The sequence below is a fragment of the Acinetobacter sp. ANC 3813 genome (assembly GCF_002135435.1).
Classification (GTDB): domain Bacteria; phylum Pseudomonadota; class Gammaproteobacteria; order Pseudomonadales; family Moraxellaceae; genus Acinetobacter.
In genome coordinates, this window is record NZ_NEGK01000006.1 from 89595 (window position 1) to 109808 (window position 20214).

A 20214-nucleotide genomic window follows, 5' to 3' on the forward strand; every position below is an offset into this window, starting at 1 on the left:
GCCTGCTATTTTGCGGAGCTTCAATTTTGAATTCAACCTAGCCTTTTGGTCGGGATACTTCCAAAGTTGCTTCCCAATTGATACAGGCCGCATAAAAAAGCCAATGATGGCGATCGGGAAAAATCCCTTAAGTTTTTACAAAATCTATGCTTTGATGGACACAGTTTTGATTTTTCTTTTTTGCAGGTTCAAATGCAGCACCCGACTTCAGCTGATATTCAGCGCGTTCACGACTTTCTCACAGATTTGCAGGCCCGTATTTGCGCCGCGCTGGAACAGCAGGAACGTGCAGGCGGCGGCACAGCCGAATTTATCATTGATGACTGGGAGCGCCCGGAAGGCGGCGGCGGACGTTCACGTGTGCTGCAAAACGGCACAGTGATTGAAAAAGGCGGCGTGATGTTTTCGCACATCAACATTTCAAAATTACCAGCCTCGGCCACAGCGCGCCACCCGAATATTGCCGGCGCTAAAGCGCAGGCTATGGGTGTATCACTGGTCATTCATCCGAAAAATCCGAATGTACCCACCTCACATGCCAATGTGCGTTTATTTGTGGCAGAAAAAGAAGGCCAAGACCCAATCTGGTGGTTTGGCGGCGGTTTCGATTTAACGCCTTTTTACCCGAATGATGAAGATGTGCTTTCATGGCATCAAACGGCGCATGATCTCTGTGCCCCGTTTGGCCATGAAGTCTATGCAGAACATAAAAAATGGTGTGATGACTACTTTTATTTAAAGCACCGCGATGAGCAGCGCGGCATTGGCGGCTTATTTTTTGATGATTTGAATCAGTGGGATTTTGAAACCTGCTTTAAATATATGCAGGCGGTAGGCAATGGTTATTTAGAGGCTATATTGCCTATTTTCCAGCGCAATCAGGACAAGCCATACAGCGAAGCACAGCGTGACTTCCAGCTGTACCGCCGCGGCCGCTATGTCGAATACAATTTAGTGTATGACCGCGGCACCTTATTCGGCCTGCAAACAGGCGGACGCATTGAATCCATTTTAGTCAGTATGCCGCCGCTGGCGGGCTGGTCTTACCGTCCTGAGTGGGATGCGCAATCGGCAGAGAAAAAACTGACTGATTATTATCTCAAACCGCTGGATTGGCTGAAGGAACTAAAATAAGCCGTCAATTCATTTTGGGATTATGTTCTCTATATTTAAAAAGCCTTCTTCTGGAGGCTTTTATTTTGCGAGAAGCTTTAATGTTATGTGACTAAAAATTGACATCAGACTCTCCGGCCTCATCCATCAAGCAATTTAATTTTTCAATTGATCCAGCACTTTAGCGCCTATTGCATAGCGTCACATTTTAATCAATGATTGAGAAATCCATTTGCAAAACTTAACGTCTCCTGACATTTATATGACTTGATAGCTTATTAATTTTTCAAGAAATTTACCCTTTACGCCATGGGTCGTGTAAGATCATTACAGCCGCAGAAAGAACATCTGCACTCTGCAAATTCCCTCTTGAAAGCCAATGAGGTGCAAGCCCATGAATACTCAAAAAATTAGCCTGACAGCACTGCTATTTTGGAGCTTCGCCGCTACTTTACTGGGTGCAATCAGCACAGCAGTTTTTTCAGAAACCGCATTTAATGATAATTTTGCGTTCAGCATGATGGTGCTGGCTTGCGCAGGTATTGTCATCAGCACCGCACTGCTCATGGTGGATGCCGTACTGGCTGTATGCAATCCCTAATCGCAGCTCAAACTCAAAAATTCCCCGCCTTAATTTTAGATTAGCGCTTTAGAGCACCCGCAATTTGCCGTATATTGATGCACATTTCTCCACATGGAACTTGTGCGATGAGCAAGCAATTTGCCGTAATAGGCAACCCCATTGAACAATCCCGCTCTCCTGAACTGCACCACGCTTTTGCAGCCAAAACCGGCATTGATTTGAACTACAGCAAACGCTTAGCGCCCATCGATGGCTTTGATGCCAGCATGCAGGAATTCTTTGCCCAAGGCGGCTCAGGCATGAATGTCACAGTTCCCTTCAAAGAACAAGCGTTTGCTGCCTGTGCGGTACTGACAGAACGGGCTAAAATTGCCAAAGCTGTAAATACCCTGTGGATGCAGGATGGACAGCTGCATGGCGACAATACTGATGGGCAAGGTCTGGTCGAAGCCATTCAAGCGCTGGACTGGAATCTCAGTCAAACCGATATTTTGATTATTGGCGCTGGCGGTGCGACCCGCGGTGTGATTTATCCACTAGTCAAAGCGGGCGCAAAAAAAATTGTGATTGCCAACCGTACCCTTGCCCGTGCTGAACAGCTGGTTGCAGATTTAAAAGATGCTGTTCCAGAGGCAGAACTTAGCGCTATTGGGCTTAATGAGCTGCAAGGCAATTTTGACATTGTCATTAATGCCACATCTGCCAGCTTAAGCGGAGATGCACTAGAACTGCCTATTGCCTTACAGTTTAAACAGGCCTATGAAATGGCTTATGGCAAACCTTCCAGCTTTTTAGATCAAGCCAAAGCGCGTGCTGTACCGACCTCAGAAGGCTTTGGCATGCTGGTTGGTCAAGCCATTGAATCTTTCCGAATCTGGAATGGTGTCAAACCCAATTTAAAAGAGTTCCTTTAAGTCTAGCCATAAAAAAAGAACCTCCGAGAAGGTTCTTTTTTATTTCAAAATATTGAAACCATGCCCAGTTATTTCGGCATATGTGTCAGCACATCGCGATACACAATACGGTAAATAGACTGATCAAATAACTCCGTATCATCTGCACTCAGATTACGCAGAGACTGCTCAGATAATTTATTATTTAGATCATCTGTAAATGCCTGCGCCACAATCTGTGCAGCTTTCGGCAGCTGCTGTTTCTGCTCAGCGCTGAGCTCATATTCATCAGCAAAACGCTCTGCATAATACACAGCAAATACCGCCTGACGGGTTTTATGCTGTTTAATGTGCTTGGTCCAATCACGCTGCTCTAAATAGTCTTCCGTTGCGTCATCAACAATCTGCTTTACCGCATAGCCCATAGACGCAAAACTGTCACTATTTTTCAGCTGATGCTTATCCGCCAGCTGATTTAAACGCACCAAGGCAGCGCCCTTCGGCTTGCTCAAGTCTTCATTAAAATGATAGGCAGACAATTCTGCAATTTCATTCAATTCAGCTGCCGTATAGTGCTTGCCCAGCTCTGTTTGTTTAACAACTGCATATAGACCAAACACAGCTTGATAAGTTTTGAGCCAAGAATCCGTTTTCTGATACGTGTCCAGTGCGATTTGACTTAATAGCTCATCCGCTGTTTTCTGCTCCTGCATTTTCTGCACAGTTTCAACCGCGGCATCAGCAGATGAACTTGCACCTAACGTCCCCAGCAGATCTTTAGACAGGCGTTCTAGCAATGAACCTTTAGAGGCCTCTTCAATTGATTTAGCATTTTTCATCAGCTGGCGGTCAATGGCTTTGGCATGCCCATAATTACTGATTTGGTTGGTGCTGCTGAAACGGAATTCGCCAAATCGATCATCCTGTTTCACTACAGCATAATCGAGACTCAATAAACGTCCGGCCTGATCTAGGCCGACATCGATAGTCAGTGGAATGCTATATTCCTGATCCTTTTTCAGCGCTAGCTGAATTTCTGCCTGATGCTTCTGCCACAGCTCTTTAAAGCCCTGAGCATCCGTCAATTGCTGTGACTGCGCTGCCAAAAACAATGGCTTCAGCTGTTCAAAAGCGGACAATTGCGCCGCATCTGCAACAGCGCCTTCACGTAATGCATCACCTTCAGCCGCAGCTGGCTTTTTAAATAGGTCAATCCCATACCACTCACGGCAAAGCGTAAAGTATCCTGCCGGCACTTTAGCCGCGTTTACCAAAGCCTTGCAGGCTACATCAGAAATCCCGCCAGCTTCCTGATCAGTTTCTTCTGCTTCAGCTGCAGCATCCACGGGACCGTTTTTAGACTCAGAACTGCTGTAAGCATCGCATTCATCTGCTGCGCAAGCAGCTGCAGCAGCGGCATCGGCTGCGGTATATCCCTCGCCTGCATCTTCAGCTTCTACTACGTCCTCAGCCTCTGCTTCCTGCTCGTCACTGTGGTACATATCTGCGTGCGCTTTCATTTGCACCAGCTCATCTACACGCGCTGCAGACTTATAGGCTGCAATCTCCAGCTGCTCCTCGGCAGATCCGGTTTCGACGTCAGCATCTTCACTGGCAGGCGCTGGAGCTTCTTCTGCATATTCCGCCTGAACTGCGCCTGCATCCTGCTGGCTGAATTTCTGACCTTTCACTTGCTCCGTATAATAGGGTTCGTTTACCACATCAAACAGGCCCATTTGCAAGAATACATTCTGCAATGTGCCCTGATAACGGATTTTACGCGTCAGCCCCTGCTGCTGATCCTGTGCCGTCAAGGGCAAGAGACTGAGCTGATTGCTTTCTGCCAATGCATAAGGCACGGCATTCATTTGCTTTAAATAGACGGCTAGGTTTTTAAAATTAATCTGATTAAATTCATCTTTATATTTAGACAAATCCACATAAGCGTAGGAAGACTGGCTTTCACGGTTCACTAAAAAAGGCATAAACGCAAAATAATTGGTATACAGCTTCAATTCATTAAAATCGACAATAAATGGCAGCTGCGCCTGCACTTGCAGCGTCGGTTTCAAATATTTTAAATTAAAATTCAGGGCAGCCAATTTTTGGCGGTAATTCACCGAACCGTCATAACTGAACTGCACATCATTCAGCACAGCAAAAATGCTTTCTCCTGCACTGGCGCTTGAACTTTCACGCGCTCCAAGAAAATAACCATAAGGATCCAGCTCCATAGCCACGGCATCATACAGCTGATTTTTTTCTTTCTGGCTCAGCTGGACTTTGCTGACTTTCAGCGCCTGATCAATCTGTTTTTTCTGATCCGCATTTAAGCTCTTCGCGGCCTGCTTTTTAGCTGGTGTATCCGCTTCCATTTTTTGATGCTGTGTGGTCTGCAACGAAAATTGACCCGCCATATCATAGCTGGATGTCTCCAGTATGGCATTTATGCCATTGGCCGCCGATGCTCCCAGCTGTTCGCTGCTGGCTGGAGTGGACTTTATGACATGTTGTGTGCAAGCGCTTAAGCTCAAACCGAGCAGGCAAAGAGTTAAATATTTCAGACGCATAATTTGTTTTAACACCCAGTTTATTTATAGTTTAATTGTAAAAATTGATCTAAAGACCTACATTGAATTTATCAGATAATGATGAAAAATCAGATTGCTTTAAATTCCAAATTCGCATTTCTGACATTTTTCTCAGGCTGTGCTATCAATGTAATTTGATCATTATTGTGAATAATCAAATCATCGACCCGAATAATCCAAAACTATTTTTAAATTAGGATTAACACTATGCCTGCTTATAAAGCTCCTTTACACGACATTCGTTTTTTAATGAATGAAGTGCTTGATTACCCTGCGCATTACGCAACTTTATCAAACGGTGATGCTGCTGACGCCGATACTGTCGACATGATTTTGGAAGGCGCAGCGGATTTTTGTGAAAATATTCTGTCTCCGCTGAATCAAACTGGCGATGAAGAAGGCTGCCAATTTGACAATGGCGATGTAAAAACGCCAAAAGGTTTTAAGGAAGCATATGACCAGTTCGTGCAAGGCGGCTGGCAAGGTCTTTCTTTCCCTGAAGAGTTTGGCGGTCAAAACCTGCCGCAATCGCTGAACCTGATTAAATCAGAAATGATGGGTACAGCAAACTGGTCATTCCAGATGTACCCGGGCCTCAGCGTAGGCTGTATTAACACCATCATGCAGTTTGGTACAGATGAGCAAAAAAATCTGTATTTGCCTAATCTGGTTGCAGGTACGTGGTCTGGCACCATGTGCTTAACTGAACCTCAGTGCGGTACAGACTTAGGCCAAGTCAAATCTAAAGCGGAAGCCAATGTTGACGGCACATATGCAATCAGCGGCACAAAAATCTTCATCTCTGCGGGTGAGCACGACTTAACAGACAATATTATTCATATTGTCCTTGCACGCCTTCCAGATGCGCCTGCCGGCACCAAAGGCATTTCATTGTTTATCGTTCCGAAATTCAATGTCAATGCTGACGGTTCAATTGGCGAACGCAACCCAGTGACTTGCGGTTCAATCGAACACAAAATGGGGATCCGCGCGTCTGCAACTGCAGTGCTGAACTTTGACGGTGCGAAAGGCTTCCTGATTGGCGAGCCGAACAAAGGCCTGCACGCGATGTTCACATTTATGAACACTGCGCGTATTGGTACTGCAATTCAAGGAATCGCGCATGCTGAATTGGCATTCCAAGGCGCATTGCCTTATGCCAAAGACCGCATGTCTATGCGCGCGCTGTCTGGTAAAAAAGATCCAGATAAAGTTGCAGATGCCATTATTCACCATGCTGACGTACGCCGCATGCTGTTAACTCAAAAAGCGATCGCTGAAGGCGGCCGTTCAATGATTTATTATGCAGCGCAAATTGCCGACAAAATGGCGGATGCTTTAACCCGCGGCGATACCGCTGCATTTGAAGCGCACGATGACCACTTAGGCTTCTATACCCCAATCCTGAAAGGCTTCTTAACGGAGCTGGGCTACGAAGCTGCCAACCACGGCATGCAGGTTTACGGCGGCCACGGCTACATTAAAGAATGGGGTATGGAACAAATTGTTCGTGACTCTCGCATCTCTACACTGTACGAAGGCACCACAGGCGTACAAGCACTGGATTTAATTGGCCGTAAAGTATTACTCAGCTCTAAAGGCAAAGTGATCCGTGATTACACAGCAGAAATTTTAAAATTCTGCGGACAGCATGCACGCAACAAATATATGCGCCGTTTTGCATGGGATTTAACAAAACTTTGCGCACAGTGGAATGCACTGACTGTCCGCATTATGCTGGCTGCACGTAAAGACCGTGACATCGTGTCTTCTGCTTCTGTCGATTTCTTAATGTTCTCTGGCTACGTGATGATGGCTTACTTCTGGGCGCAGCAAGCAGCTGTAGCTTCTGCCAGATTGGCGGCCGGCGAAGGTCAGGAAACACCAGAGTTCTACAAGGCAAAAATTAAAGTGGCTGATTTCTACTTTGAACGTATGCTGCCGCGCACTCAAGGCCATGCGGAAGCTATGGTCAATCCATCAAAGACCATGACCTCTTTGGCGCCTGAGCATTTCAGCTTTGATTACTAAGTTTGAATTAAATTAAAGAGCGCTTCGGCGCTCTTTTTTGGTCTGATTCATACATGACATTCAAACTTTCATACTGACAAGACCACAGCCTAACCCTATCCAAACTGCACCATCACATTTTAATTTAGACTTGGTCCTACAGCAGCCCATTGACCAAAAATACTCAAAAAATTGTCCGTATGCATCATGGTATGCTGTGTTGACGCGTCCTAATATAAATTCACTTCTGCTAAAAAAAATAAAGGCCAGAAATGAGTTTTAATCAACACCTATCCGCAGTCAGCGGCCTAATGAGGTTTTTACATAAATTCGGCATCACAATATTCTTTGCGGTCGTTGCGCTGATCAGTCTGACAAAAACGGTGAAAGCTAAAAACATCATCACCAGCTATCAAGACCAGCAGGCTTGGCGGGACATTGAACAGTATTTACCGCCAGAGTTTCATATTGCACCTGAGCAGCTGCCGCAGGAAGAGTGGATGCCATGGCGTGGACACCAACTGCATTTAGATACTTACCGCAACCCGCAAGCGAAAATCAAAGTCATTTTGTTTCATGGCGTAGGCACCAATGGCCGTCAAATGACCATGATTTTAGGCAAACCCTTGGCTGACCGCGGATATGAAACTATTGCTGTGGATCTGCCGGGCTATGGCCTGACGCAAATCGCCAAAGACCGCCCGATCCGCTATGAAGACTGGGTACAGGCGGGCAGCGATTTAATCGACCAAGAACTGCAGCGCGATACACGCCCCATTGTACTGTATGGCCTAAGCGCAGGCGGCATGCTGAGCTATCATATTGCAGCCAAAAATCGAAAGGTAAAGGCCATAAGCGGTATGACTTTTTTAGACACCCGCAATTCTAATGTTAGAGACATCGTCGCCAGAAACTTGTTCATAAGCCGTGTTGGCACGCCCGTAACACATCTGGCTGCCAAAACACCTTTGGCTTCGATTCGCATCCCTATGCATTTGGCCAGCAAGATGAATACCTTGGTCAACAACAAGCAGGCTTTAAAAGTCTTTTTAAAAGATAAAAGTTCAGCGGGAAATTCAGTGTCCTTAAGCTTTTTAGATTCTTATCTGCACTATCAACCAGAGCTGGAGGCTGCCGATTTTAATGTGTGCCCTATCCTACTCACCCAGCCCGAACAAGACCGCTGGACACCGCTGTCCTTAAGTACGCCTTTTTTAAACCGTATTCAGCATGTGCCAGTCACAACCGTGATACTGCAAAATGCGGGTCATTACCCTTTAGAACTGCCCGGACTGGCTCAAATGGTTGATGCTATAGATAGCTTTTACCGCAGCAGTGTCAATTCAGCTGAAAAATAATCTTTAATTCTATGCCCGCCTGAACTGGAGCTTTGGGCTGGAAAATTGGCTTCCTCCATACTGCAAACACTAATTAAGATATATCTTAATAGCTCTTAATTATGCTAAAATATATCCATTCTTCATGTGTATTGACACATAAAGCGCAATGTTCTCCCCACCAGTGCTTAAACGGTAGCCGGCAAGATGGTCTCAAAATCTCAAAGTACACTCATTATTGCAGTGCTCGCTCTGCTTTCAATTTTCCCGCCTTTGGCGACTGATATGTATTTGCCTGCATTGGGCGCAGTTGCGTCGGATTTAAATACCAATGCCGCTTCTGCTGAATTGTCTTTATCTATTTTCTTTTTAGGTTTAGCCATTGGTCAACTGATTATGGGGCCGTTAATTGATGGCTACGGCCGTAAAATTCCACTGTTGCTGGGAACTTTGGTCTTTGTCATCACCTCAATAGTTTTAATTTTTACTCATGATATTCATGCCTTTAATGCCTTACGTTTTTTACAGGCTTTAGGCGCGTGCGCTGGCATGGTGATCAGCCGCGCCATTGTGACTGATTTGTATGAAGGTCAGGAAGCGGCCAAAAATATGACGGTTTTAGTCATGCTGATGACCATTGGCCCGATTATATCTCCTACTCTTGGCAGCCTGATTTATGCAGGATTCGGCTGGCGGACTATTTTTAGCTTAATGACTGTGATTGGCCTGATTGCGTTACTGCTGTCACAAGTGTTTATTCCAGAAACTTTAAGCACTGAAAAAAGAACACAAAAACCGTTTAAGGAAGCACTGCAAAATGCATCCCTTCTAATCCGTCAACGACGCTTTATTATTCCAGTCCTGACTGCAAGCTTTGTGCAGGCAGGCATGTTTGCTTTTATCACGGGTTCATCAGGCGTATTTCAGGGCATTTATGGCTTAAATGCGCTTAATTATGGCTTAGCCTTTGCCGTTATTGCCTTATCGCTGTTTATTTTTGGCAGTATCAATAAAAAACTGCTGGATCATTACCGCCCTGCAAAAATTTTAAGCCTTGGACTGCCTATTTATGCGGTCATGGCCTGCATCACAGCTGCCGTATCGGGCTCAGAAAATATTTGGATATTCACCATTCCGCTCTGGTTTACCATCGGTTTTGTCAGCCTGCTGTCTTCCAATGCAATCGCTCTAGCGATGGGCGCTGCTGCAGAGCGCGCTGGCGCTGGTTCAGCTGTATTTGGCGTATTCCAATTTGGTATTGCATTTATTGTATCGGGCTGTGTGGCTGTTGGCGGCTCAAGCAGTGCGTTGCCTATGAGTTTAGGCATCCTGCTGCCAGCCATTCTTGCCTTAATCGTTTGGTCGCTTAAACGTCCTGATTAAGTAAAGTGCTACAAACGGGCTTTCACCGCATACCAAACGAATAAAATAAAAGACCGCAATCGCAGTCTTTTATTGAATGAAACAAACTTTTTAAAATCCCTGCGCCTCAGCACATTGTTTCAGCTGTGTTTTCAAAAATAGACGCAACGCTTTCAAATGGCTTTGAACACGCCAGCTGTTGATTTTCACATGCGTAGGTATTCACTTCTTTTTCGAGTATTTGTAAAAACGCATTATAGCGCTGCTCAAAATCTGGCAAATCGCTCCAATCGATACGTTTACTTTCAATGCAGCGGTGCTGGCTAATAAAATCCAGCAGCAGTTTTTGAATTTTCGCATTGGTATAATAAATCAGATACGTCGCCGCCGAACCGCAATGCTGACATCCCTCTTCTAGATAGACCTCTTCATTATTCAGCCAGCGGCACTGTAAAGTGAAATATGCGCGAATCGCTTCTGTCGCTAATGTGGACTGCGTCATTTTTTCAACCTTTATAGTTATTGCAATTGATAATTATTATCAATTAATAGATTTAAAAAGTCCATCCCTAATGCTCAAACAGCCCATATTGTTTTTTAAGCAGCTGAATAAATTAAAATTTAGCGTAAAAAAATAAGCGCACCTAAAAGTGCGCTAATGCTATTGAATTGCAATCTTAAGGCGATGCGCCTGATGGATCTTATAAAAACTCTTCCAGCACCGAGTTTAAAAAGATATGCCCCTGCGCTGTACACGAAATACGGTTTGGATTGTCTACCATCAATTGACGCTGACGCAGCGAAGCCAATAGATCCTCTAAAGCATCCAAACTTAGGCCGGTACGCTCTGCATAGAGGTGTGCGTCTACCCCATGATTCAGGCGCAGCGCATTCATCATAAATTCAAAAGGCATATCTGCGGCTTCAATTTTTTTGAATTGCAAATGCTCGGCTGGCACTTTGGCCAAATAATCTTTAGGCAAGCGGGTTTTTTGAAAACGGTACACACCATCTGGCTGGGTCACTTTGCCATGCGCGCCCGCGCCAATCGCTAAGTAATCGCCAAACTGCCAGTAATTCAAATTATGCGCCGACGGCTTTTCTTTTCGCCAAGCCGATACTTCATAATTAACAAAACCCTGCGCGGTTAAATACGCTTCGCCCTGTTCCTGAATCTCTTCCAGTACATCATCTACAGGTAAAATAGGCTGGGTGCGGAAAAAGACCGTGTTCGGTTCAATGGTCAGCTGATACCAAGACACATGCGTCGCGCCATTTTCCACCGCCAGTTTTAAATCCAGCAGCGCCTGCTCTAAAGTCTGCTCGGGCAAGCCGTGCATCAAATCGACATTCACCCGCTCAAAACCAGCTTCCCGCGCATGCTGTATCGCAGAAATCGCATCATTATTGGAATGAATGCGGCCCAGTTTTTTCAACTGATCGCTATTGAAGCTCTGCACACCAATGGACAGGCGGTTAATCCCTGCCTCTAAATAGCCGGCAAACGGATCATGCTCCACTGTGCCCGGATTGGCTTCCAGCGTAATTTCACAATCCGCCTCAAACGGCAGCAGCGCTTTAAGCTCTGCAAACAGCCATTGATAGCCTTTGGCAGAGATCAGCGATGGTGTGCCGCCACCGATAAATACACTGTGAATGGCGCGGCCTTGAGCGAAATCGAGCTGGGTTTTAAAATCTTCGACCAGCGCCTGTAAATATTCCTGTTCCAAATCCAATGACAGTTTTCCATCAGGCACAGCATGCGAATTGAAATCGCAATACGGGCATTTGCGTACGCACCATGGCATATGAATGTATAAGGAAAGTGGAACCAGTGCAGGATTTAATTCAGACAAGGACAGCGCTCAAAAGAGAAAGATAGTCAGCCTGCATTTTAACATGACTGCGTCACAGACTAATGCATTCTGCAGCCCAATCCGCTAAACTGAAAAAAATTGAACAAAAAAAGCGCAGATATAATGAAGATAAGCACGCAACTGCTGATGCTGCTTCCGCTCGCAATGGGAATCGGAATCGCCATGACCTTCCAAACTGCAATCAATAGCCAATTACGTGAATATTTATATTCTCCGCTGCAAGCTGCCCTTTTATCCTTTTTGGTTGGTACAATAGCGCTGGCTGTCTTGGTGTTTTTTCAGCCTGTAGAAAAGCCGAACCTCGAAATGCTGAAACAGATTCCGTGGTTTTTATGGCTTGGCGGGTTTTTAGGCGTCTATGCCATCAGCTTCAGTATTTATACAGCGCCAAAGCTGGGCTTTTTAACCCTATCGGGTCTGATTATTTTTGGGCAAATCGTGATGTCTATGATTATTGACCAATTTGGCTTGCTCGGCACCGAAAAAACTTCCATCAACTGGCAGCGCCTGTTAGGCGGCGTAGTGATTTTTACGGGTGTGCTTCTCACTTTACAACGCTGAACCATCATTCTAAGCACATGATGAAATGAGTAATTTTTGTGTCCAATGCAGCAACTGCAGCAAGCAATTCTTTTGAATTAAAAAAGCTGTTTCACCTCATGATTCCTATCTTGGTCACTCAGTTTGCCCAAGCGGGTTTTGGCCTGATTGACACCATCATGGCAGGGCATCTCTCCGCCAATGATCTAGCAGCCATTGCTGTCGGGGTCGGGCTGTGGATTCCTATTATGCTGCTGTTCAGCGGCATCATGATTGCCACCACACCGCTGGTTGCCGAAGCCAATGGCGCGCGCACCCCTGAAAAAATCGCAATCATTGCCCGCCAATCCCTGTGGGTGGCTTTAATTCTCGGCATTATTGCCTGCCTTATTTTACAAATAGCGCCATTCCTGCTGCCCATCTTGGGCGTGCCTGAAGCCTTGCTGCCCAAAGCCAGCCTGTTTTTACATGCCATCGGTTTTGGCATGCCGGCAGTCACCATGTATGCGGCTTTGCGAGGTTATTCAGAAGCCTTGGGTTATCCACGTCCCGTCACTGCTATCAGTCTGATTGCACTGCTGGCGCTGATTCCACTGAATTTTATTTTTATGTACGGCTTAGGTCCAATTCCAGAATTAGGCTCAGCGGGCTGCGGCTTTGCAACTGCCATTCTGCAATGGCTCATGTTCTTTGCTTTGGCTTTCTATATTTTAAAAAGCCCAGCCTATGCCGCGACGCAGCCGCTTAAAAGCTTTGAGCGTATTAATGGCGTGTGGGTAAAGCGTATTCTTAAATTGGGCCTACCCATTGGCTTGGCTATTTTCTTTGAAGTCAGTGTGTTCAGCACCGCTGCTATTATTCTCAGCCCGCTGGGTGAGATTACTGTAGCTGCGCATCAAATTGCAATTTCAATTACCTCTCAGCTGTTTATGATCCCCATGTCTTTAGCCATTGCTTTGACCATTCGGGTCGGGACTTATTATGGCGAGCAAAACTGGGCGGCAATGCGTAAAGTCCAGCATTTAGGCCTGCTGACTGCAACCGTGCTGGCATTGGCAACAATGACCCTGCTCTGGCTGCTTCGCCATGACATTGTTTCACTGTATACAGGTGACTATGATGTTGCCGTTGTGGCGGTGTATTTGGTGCTGTTTGCCATTGGCTACCAGCTGATGGACGCTTGGCAAGTCAGCGCGGCAGGCTGCCTGCGCGGCATGCAGGACACCAAAGGCCCAATGTGGATTACCATGCTGGCCTATTGGGTGATTGCCTTCCCTGTAGGGATTTATTTGTCGCGCTATACCGATATGGGCGCTGCAGGTGTCTGGGTTGGCTTGATCGTTGGACTAAGTGTGGCTTGTGTACTGCTGCTGACCCGCCTATTTATGATGAATAAACGCCTCAGCCTTCAATAAAGCTGAACCGAAGGGGGCTGAATATTCAGCCCCCTTTTTTTACTTCAAGATTGCAGCTGATGTTTATTCAGCTGTTTCAATCAGATTAAGGAAGCTGTGCTAGCGCTTGTTTTAGTCCTTGCGGAAGTTCTGATTCATCAGCAGCCTCTTTGGTAATCACCTGCCCCACAATGACATCCGTACCATTAAAAGTCATGGTGGGCGAACCATACAATTCATAACCCTCATTGAGCGCTTTGGTCACTCTGGCGCAAAAATTCACGTCATCTTTCCCTGTTAAATATTTATAGATTTTCATCTGTCATTCACTTGCTGCATGCTGATGTTTATTTTAGGCCAGAATCCAACATCAAATCATGAAAAATATGCAGTACAGAACTGAAAAAACTTAATCTGCGCACAAAGAACCAAATAGAAACATAGATTTAACATTTTAAAGTAGGCAGCTGAACAATAAGCGCCTATGATCAGATGCAGAGATTAAAATTCAAACTTGAGGCATCACCCATGGCAAAAACGGCAAGTACACCCGGCCGCCGCTTTATGAAACTTGCCAGTATGACAGCAAGTATTGCAAGCAAGACTGTTTCCAATTCCATTAAAAACTTAACTGCCGATGAAGAGCAGAAAAACGCCTCTCGCAGCAAGCTGTTTCAAGACATTGGCCTGCAAATTGCCGATACCTTAGGTGAAATGAAAGGCGCTGTCATGAAAGTCGGACAGATTGCCTCACAGTACAAAGATATTTTCCCGCCAGAAGTGGCTAAAGCCATTGGCAAACTGCAGCGCCAAGCGCCGCCAATGCCTTTTGCAGAAATTAAAGCCCAAGTTGAAAAAGAACTCGGTCAGCCGCTGCTGAATATTTTTAAAAGTTTTGATGAAACTCCTTTTGCAGCAGCATCGATAGGTCAAGTGCATAAAGCCGTTTTGCCTAACGGCCAGCAAGTGGTCGTCAAAGTGCAATATCCAGGTGTCGATGAAGCCTGTGAAAGCGACCTCAAGCAAGTGCGTCTGGCGCTGCGCCTGATGGGGGTTTTAAAAATTGACCGCAAGCTGCAAGACCGCTTATTTAATGAAATTCAGGAAAGTTTGGACAATGAACTGAATTATCAAATCGAAGCGCAAAACTTAGAAGTCGCGCGCGCATTCCATGAAAAGCTCGACTCTAAAATTATTATTCCTCAAGTGTTTAAGGAATATTCTTCACGCCATGTGCTTGCGCTCAGCCTCGAACAAGGCGAAAGCATTGAAACCGCCAGCAAGTGGCCTTTGGAAACCCGCAATGCCTTAGGGCGAAGGCTGTTCCGCGCAATGGGACAAGAAATCTTTTTCCTCAAACGCTTTCACTGTGACCCGCATCCCGGCAACTTCGCATTTCGGGAAGACGGCACCGTGATTATTTACGATTTTGGCGGCGTAAAAACCCTGTCCAATGAGATTGTGCACCACTTTAAAGAGTTGATTCATGCAGCCCGCGCCAGTGATATTGCTGAAATGGAAAATCAGCTGGATGCACTGCATTCCATGTCTGAAAAAGGCAAGTTCCCCGCAGAGCTGTATGAAGCTTGGCTAGAAGTGCTGATGCGCCCGCTGACTACCCATTATGATTTTGCCGAAAACTCCGCACACCATGACGGCGTTGTTTTGGTGAAATCGTCATTAAAATACTGGGATGTGTTTAAGCCTTCGCCAGATACGCTAATGGTCAACCGTACCGTGTCAGGACATTACTGGAACATGATTCATTTAAAAATGCAGGATAACCTTTCCGATATTTTTGAAGAGCTGATTCCGCCGCGTTCATAAAAATGGATTTGATTGATGCCCAGTTACAGAAAATGTACTGGGCAAAATTTGCATTTCCAATTGTTATATTATAACATTTCATTTATGCAAAATAATTAGGAGAATTCACATGCGTCCAAACATTCATCCGAACTATCGTGAAGTCCTGTTTCATGACACCAATGCCAATGCATTCTTTGTTATTGGCAGCACCTTAGAAACGGCGCAGACCCGTGAGCATGAAGGCAAAACTTATCCTTATGTGACTTTGGATATTTCCAGTGCTTCACATCCGTTTTATACCGGTGAACAGCGTCAAGCCAGCAATGAAGGCCGTGTAGCAAGTTTCAATAAACGCTTCGCACGTTTCAAACGCTCACAATAAGTTCATTTTCAGTTAAGGTTTTGCTTTTAAAGTAAAACGATTGAGAAGCCTAAGACCCCCTCCTCCAGCTTAGGCTTCTTTTTTTATGCCAATTTTATTCTTTTAGGTCGTTAAGGCCTGAGGCATGTGCATTTAAAAAATGGCATAGCTTTTGTTTTAATTTTTCAATATAGCCTGAAAGAGATAAAACCCGAGACTTAACACAATGACGCCGACCATGAGGCTGGAAAAGGCATAACTCAGTGCCAAGCCATTTTGCCCCTGCCGCAGCAATTGGAAAGTTTCCAAGCCAAAACTGGAAAAGGTGGTAAATCCACCTAAAATACCCACCATTAAAAATAATCGAGCTTCCTGCTGCAGCACGGGATATTTTTGAGTAAATGCAAAGAAAATACCCGCCAGAAAACAGCCTAGGATATTCACCCACCAAGTGGTCCACGGAAACAGTCCGCTTGGCTTAAGCAGCCAAACGCTTGCGCTATAGCGGAAACACGCGCCAATTGCGCCGCCGCACGCCACCAAAAGCCAATTCATGCAGATTCCAATTTCTCAATAAAATTATTGCGCCCAGCTTGCAGGCTTTGCCTCACTATAACGCAAAAAATCATCATATTTCTAATGAATCTCAAGGCTAAAACTTGCTATATTGCCTGCGTTTTCACTTTTTTATTCTATGGATTGAGAAACTCATGGCTCAAGAATTATTGAACCAGCTTCAAGCAGGCGAAGCTAAATTTGCAGATGTGATTGCATTTATTGAAGCACGTTATACACATACGCCTACAGCATTCAAAAATGGCCAGCAAGCCAATGGCGCCAATGAAAACCAAGGCAGCGCAAAAGTGTTTTCTTTTGCTCAATTGAATGATCTAGACCAAGCGCAGACTTTAAGTTTATTTGCAGAACACTATGCGTCAGTGTTGGCAACACCAGACGCTGCGGATCATCAAAATATCCGTCAATTTATGCAAAATGGCTGGGATGGCATTCAATTTGAAGGTCAAGCGCTGACAGCGAAGTAATAGCCTGTTCAATCTAAAAATCTCATATGCAGAATATTGCTTTTTAGATTGGCACAGCCTCAATGGACGTGCTCAGTAATATGGCATTGCTTACTTTTGACTAGGCAAAAGTAAGCAAAACCCCCTTCTTTCCTGATGATGCATCCCTGCATCACAGGAAAAGGCCAGCGTCCTGCTGGCCTACTCGTCCCAAATACCTAACGTTAAATTTAAAATGCTTTCCCAACAAAAAGCATTAAGAAATTCGAACGCGGCATTTCCACTCATCAATTGCGGTATTTTCCCAAGCGCGCGCATGCTTCAAATGCAGCTGCTCTTGGCCCGCCTGCAAAGCTGTAAAGCGGTAAATTTTCTGACCGCCTTTGCCTACCGTCGGCACTTCAGTTTTAGACTGATCTGACTCGTAAATTTCTTCAATCTTAAACAGTTTTGGATTCTCCGCCACAGTCCAAACATAGCCTGTACTCGGGTTCTCATCCAAAATCACTTCAAGGGTCTGGCCGCGGTCCATTTCCAGCAGTGCAGGACAGGTTTGATTGCCGACAAAAATATGTGTTTTTCCATCGACCGTAGAATTCATACTGCTGCATCCGCTAAGCCCTAAACCCAAAAGGAGTGCACACCCTAATACTTTCATCTTCATCCTTTTAACCTAAATGTCTTCAGTTCCTATTGCTTAGCTTTTTACACGCTCAATCCATTGGATTGAATCTACACGGAATACTTCACATGCGCCATCGCCAGTATCTGTGGGCGTCAATGACGAGGTCCACACCAAATCTTTGTCCTTAATTTCGACTAAACTGCCTTGCAAACGCACTAAATCACCGCGTTTTACGGTTTTAATCTGCTTCGCAATTTTAGGGTTAGATGGAATCATGTGCATATTGGAAACCATCATCATCGCCTGCTTTTCCGGTACAGGCACTTTATCCATTTTCCAGTTTAAATAGCGGTCATATTGATTCACGCTAATGTGGCGGGCAATTTCAGGTTCTGCAAATAAGCCCCAGCTCACGGCATAATCGATCGGGGAAAATTTAGCCTGCTCATCATCTGAGTATTCTTTCGAGCCTAAAATGCGGAAATCGCCTTTAAAGGGCTGCAATACAGAAATCGACTGATCTTTGGCCGTTGGCGCCAAACCTTTTGCAATATTGTAGTCTGCCGATGCATGTGCTCCCGCATTCAGCAGCGCCGCAGCAGCCACCGCACTGAGTAAAATACGCTTAATCATCGGCTTACCTCTTTCTTTGTATGTATTTAAATGCAGCTTTAAGCATTGCTGTGTACTGGGAACCGCATTTTGACCCAGCCTATCTCTGCAAAATTAAATACAGCTTAAATAAATTATTTCGACAGTTGTAACCCTATATTACGCAAGAAATCTGAAGAAACCTTAGCGTCTTGGTAACAAAGACCGATCATCTGTCCGTTCAACACTTAACCTTAAGGCCCTGTTCAGTTAAGCTGTGGCAAACAGCAATAAAAATTGAAATGAATGATTTATAAGTTTTATCAGCAGCGTATTTTTCCGCATCTGCTGAATCAAGTGATGCAAACCCCGAGTCTTATGGACAAACGCCGAGAACTGCTGCTGCCCATTTCAGGCGAAGCATTGGAAATAGGTTTTGGCACCGGGCTGAATCTGCCCTTTTATCAGCAAGTCGATACCCTCTATGCCTTAGAGCCTAATCCAGATATTTACCATTTGGCTGTACAGAGAGTGCATGAAGCGCCTTTTCTTGTTCAGCACATTCAAGCCAGCGCAGAAAAACTGCCTTTTGCAGACAGCAGCCTCGACCATATTGTCAGTACATGGACACTCTGCAGCATTGCACAGCTGGATCAAGCGCTAGATGAGGTTTACCGTGTGCTGAAAGTCGGCGGCACTTTTCATGTGGTTGAGCATGTGCTGCATAATGAAAAGCCATCCATACAGCGGCTGCAGAGTCTGCTGACTCCGATTCAAAAGCGTTTGGCAGATGGCTGCCACCTCAACCGCAATATTGAACGCGCCTTAAAAGATGCAGAATTGGAATTAATTGAAGCAGAATATTTTGATGCAGAAGGTATTCCTAGCATTGGCCAGCGCATGCTGCTGGCACGGGCCGTTAAGCGCTAAGGTGCATATCTGAGTGCCTTACGCTCAATCTTGGTCTACGATAAAACCTGTATAAATTTGATTTGTACAATAGCGCACTGCGGTCTAGGCTGTGGAATGCTCATGCCAGTAACAAAATGCTTTTGCGTTTTCAGTTGCAGGACATCGACATATTGCCCCTGCAGCTCTACACGCTGCCCTGCCTTTAAACGGCGCAGCTGTTTTGCAATCTGCGCATTTGGCGCAATCGCGCTAATATTGATGCTGTCTGCACGAACCGCCTCCGCATTCAGGCTGGAATTGGGCTGCAGCTGAAATTCATAGCAGCGGCTGTGCTGGTCAAAACTTACCTGCTTCAAGCGCTGAGGATCGGCCAGTTCGCCTTGAGCCAGCAATACATCGACGTTGCTTAAATAAGCCAAATCATTAAATTCGCCCACCCACGCAGAGGCCCTAAACAGCACGCTGCTTTGCGGCGTATAAAAGCGTTCTGCGGCAACCGTAAAGTGCCCTGAAAATTCACGGCGCGTGTCAACTTTAAAGTTTTTTAAAACACCAGCCTGCTCCAAATGCGGAATTTCTCTGAAATACTCTTTCCACCCCCAAATCAGCAGCGCTAAAGCGGCAAATGTTAAAATTAAGGGTTTCATTTCAACAGTCTCCGCTTTAAATATTAAACATCATCAAAATCTATACGGATGGTTTCAAAACGCAGCCGCCCTTCCGAGATAGCCTGCGCAATCGCCTGCTGGCCTTTGGTCAAACGCGCGCCGCCGCTTTTAATATCAATCAGCACCACTTCAATATCTTCTGCTAAACCATCTCCATCGCGGTAATCGGTATAGCCGTCAAAGACAATATAATCCACAGGATCGCCTAAAAACTTGGCATCACTCGGCAAGTACTGAAACTCCGGCAAAATCGGCGCCAGCTGCTCGGCCATTTTGCCTTTCAGCACGGCGCGGCTGGTGTTGACACTGCGTTTTTGCGCGGCACTCAAACTCTGCTGATGCTCCAGCTCCAGCTCTGCAATATACTTTTCATACTCTGCCCGGATACGCCCATTTCGAGTATTGCTCAGCACCATTGTCGTCAGCACCACACCTATGCATGCGCCGATCAGCATTGCCATCCATACAGACATTCAATCTTCCTAAGTTAAAGCGGGCGTCTTTTAATTTGCGCTGCGACTTTTGT

21 protein-coding genes are annotated in these 20214 nt (G+C 45.5%); 12 read left to right on the forward strand and 9 right to left on the reverse strand.

Features of this window, described 5'->3' with window-relative positions; all coding sequences use genetic code 11:
• Positions 1-192 precede the first annotated feature (192 nt).
• The 3 genes from hemF to aroE all read left to right on the forward strand — a co-directional run bounded on the left by hemF (position 193) and on the right by aroE (position 2610).
• Positions 193-1134, forward strand: coding sequence for an oxygen-dependent coproporphyrinogen oxidase (hemF, locus tag B9T34_RS10490; protein ID WP_086213083.1), 942 nt, complete (start codon positions 193-195; stop codon positions 1132-1134).
• A 373-nt stretch (positions 1135-1507) separates the two neighbouring features.
• The gene (locus B9T34_RS10495; protein WP_086213084.1) at positions 1508-1714 is read left to right on the forward strand and encodes a hypothetical protein; all 207 of its coding nucleotides are present in this window, start codon (positions 1508-1510) and stop codon (positions 1712-1714) included.
• A gap of 107 nt (positions 1715-1821) precedes the next feature.
• Positions 1822-2610 carry a shikimate dehydrogenase gene (gene aroE, locus B9T34_RS10500; RefSeq protein ID WP_086213085.1) on the forward strand — a complete coding sequence of 263 codons (789 nt, stop codon included), beginning with the start codon at positions 1822-1824 and terminating at the stop codon, positions 2608-2610.
• Between the two features lie 68 nt (positions 2611-2678).
• Here the strand turns inward: aroE and B9T34_RS10505 are convergent, their stop codons facing one another.
• Positions 2679-5159 carry a hypothetical protein gene (locus tag B9T34_RS10505; protein WP_086213086.1) on the reverse strand — a complete coding sequence of 827 codons (2481 nt, stop codon included), beginning with the start codon at positions 5157-5159 and terminating at the stop codon, positions 2679-2681.
• A gap of 228 nt (positions 5160-5387) precedes the next feature.
• Between B9T34_RS10505 and B9T34_RS10510 the strand changes: the two genes are divergently transcribed.
• The 3 genes from B9T34_RS10510 to B9T34_RS10520 all read left to right on the forward strand — a co-directional run bounded on the left by B9T34_RS10510 (position 5388) and on the right by B9T34_RS10520 (position 9910).
• Positions 5388-7211 (forward strand): acyl-CoA dehydrogenase C-terminal domain-containing protein, encoded by a 1824-nt coding sequence (locus B9T34_RS10510; RefSeq protein WP_086213087.1) that lies wholly within the window; start codon positions 5388-5390, stop codon positions 7209-7211.
• A 290-nt stretch (positions 7212-7501) separates the two neighbouring features.
• The gene (locus tag B9T34_RS10515; RefSeq protein ID WP_228147439.1) at positions 7502-8548 is read left to right on the forward strand and encodes an alpha/beta hydrolase; all 1047 of its coding nucleotides are present in this window, start codon (positions 7502-7504) and stop codon (positions 8546-8548) included.
• A gap of 186 nt (positions 8549-8734) precedes the next feature.
• Positions 8735-9910 (forward strand): multidrug effflux MFS transporter, encoded by a 1176-nt coding sequence (locus B9T34_RS10520; protein ID WP_086213089.1) that lies wholly within the window; start codon positions 8735-8737, stop codon positions 9908-9910.
• A 106-nt stretch (positions 9911-10016) separates the two neighbouring features.
• Here the strand turns inward: B9T34_RS10520 and B9T34_RS10525 are convergent, their stop codons facing one another.
• On the reverse strand, positions 10017-10391 hold the full coding sequence (locus B9T34_RS10525; protein WP_086213090.1) for a hypothetical protein: 375 nt from the start codon (positions 10389-10391) through the stop codon (positions 10017-10019).
• A gap of 199 nt (positions 10392-10590) precedes the next feature.
• The gene (gene hemW, locus B9T34_RS10530) at positions 10591-11745 is read right to left on the reverse strand and encodes a radical SAM family heme chaperone HemW (protein ID WP_086213091.1); all 1155 of its coding nucleotides are present in this window, start codon (positions 11743-11745) and stop codon (positions 10591-10593) included.
• A 120-nt stretch (positions 11746-11865) separates the two neighbouring features.
• On the opposite strand from hemW, the gene B9T34_RS10535 reads away from it, so the two are divergent.
• Together B9T34_RS10535 and B9T34_RS10540 are read left to right on the forward strand one after the other, a co-directional pair.
• The gene (locus B9T34_RS10535) at positions 11866-12327 is read left to right on the forward strand and encodes a DMT family transporter (protein ID WP_171265191.1); all 462 of its coding nucleotides are present in this window, start codon (positions 11866-11868) and stop codon (positions 12325-12327) included.
• A gap of 98 nt (positions 12328-12425) precedes the next feature.
• A complete protein-coding gene (locus B9T34_RS10540) occupies positions 12426-13721 on the forward strand; it encodes an MATE family efflux transporter (RefSeq protein WP_171265192.1) in 1296 nt (431 codons plus the stop codon).
• Between the two features lie 85 nt (positions 13722-13806).
• Here the strand turns inward: B9T34_RS10540 and B9T34_RS10545 are convergent, their stop codons facing one another.
• Positions 13807-14019: a DUF1737 domain-containing protein gene (locus B9T34_RS10545; RefSeq protein WP_086213094.1), complete on the reverse strand. Its 213-nt coding sequence runs from the start codon at positions 14017-14019 to the stop codon at positions 13807-13809.
• A 209-nt stretch (positions 14020-14228) separates the two neighbouring features.
• On the opposite strand from B9T34_RS10545, the gene B9T34_RS10550 reads away from it, so the two are divergent.
• Both B9T34_RS10550 and B9T34_RS10555 read left to right on the forward strand, forming a co-directional pair.
• Positions 14229-15527 (forward strand): ABC1 kinase family protein, encoded by a 1299-nt coding sequence (locus B9T34_RS10550; RefSeq protein ID WP_086213095.1) that lies wholly within the window; start codon positions 14229-14231, stop codon positions 15525-15527.
• Between the two features lie 109 nt (positions 15528-15636).
• The gene (locus B9T34_RS10555) at positions 15637-15891 is read left to right on the forward strand and encodes a type B 50S ribosomal protein L31 (RefSeq protein ID WP_086213096.1); all 255 of its coding nucleotides are present in this window, start codon (positions 15637-15639) and stop codon (positions 15889-15891) included.
• A gap of 156 nt (positions 15892-16047) precedes the next feature.
• On the opposite strand, the gene crcB is transcribed toward B9T34_RS10555, so the two are convergent.
• Complete coding sequence (gene crcB / locus B9T34_RS10560; protein ID WP_086213097.1) at positions 16048-16425, reverse strand: fluoride efflux transporter CrcB; 378 nt, start codon at positions 16423-16425, stop codon at positions 16048-16050.
• 155 nt (positions 16426-16580) lie between these two features.
• Here crcB and B9T34_RS10565 point away from each other — a divergent pair, with 155 nt between their 5' ends.
• Positions 16581-16913, forward strand: a complete 333-nt coding sequence (locus B9T34_RS10565) for a HopJ type III effector protein (protein ID WP_086213098.1) — start codon at positions 16581-16583, stop codon at positions 16911-16913.
• Between the two features lie 235 nt (positions 16914-17148).
• Here B9T34_RS10565 and B9T34_RS10570 read toward each other — a convergent pair whose 3' ends face one another.
• Together B9T34_RS10570 and B9T34_RS10575 are read right to left on the reverse strand one after the other, a co-directional pair.
• Positions 17149-17550 carry a protease inhibitor I42 family protein gene (locus tag B9T34_RS10570; protein WP_228147440.1) on the reverse strand — a complete coding sequence of 134 codons (402 nt, stop codon included), beginning with the start codon at positions 17548-17550 and terminating at the stop codon, positions 17149-17151.
• A gap of 39 nt (positions 17551-17589) precedes the next feature.
• A complete protein-coding gene (locus B9T34_RS10575) occupies positions 17590-18150 on the reverse strand; it encodes a hypothetical protein (protein ID WP_086213100.1) in 561 nt (186 codons plus the stop codon).
• A 264-nt stretch (positions 18151-18414) separates the two neighbouring features.
• Between B9T34_RS10575 and B9T34_RS10580 the strand changes: the two genes are divergently transcribed.
• Positions 18415-19038: a class I SAM-dependent methyltransferase gene (locus tag B9T34_RS10580; protein ID WP_086213101.1), complete on the forward strand. Its 624-nt coding sequence runs from the start codon at positions 18415-18417 to the stop codon at positions 19036-19038.
• Between the two features lie 35 nt (positions 19039-19073).
• On the opposite strand, the gene B9T34_RS10585 is transcribed toward B9T34_RS10580, so the two are convergent.
• Positions 19074-19667: a hypothetical protein gene (locus B9T34_RS10585; protein WP_086213102.1), complete on the reverse strand. Its 594-nt coding sequence runs from the start codon at positions 19665-19667 to the stop codon at positions 19074-19076.
• A gap of 23 nt (positions 19668-19690) precedes the next feature.
• Entirely contained in the window at positions 19691-20161 is a 471-nt protein-coding gene (locus B9T34_RS10590; RefSeq protein ID WP_086213103.1) for a Holliday junction resolvase-like protein, read from the reverse strand.
• Positions 20162-20214: the final 53 nt, after the last annotated feature.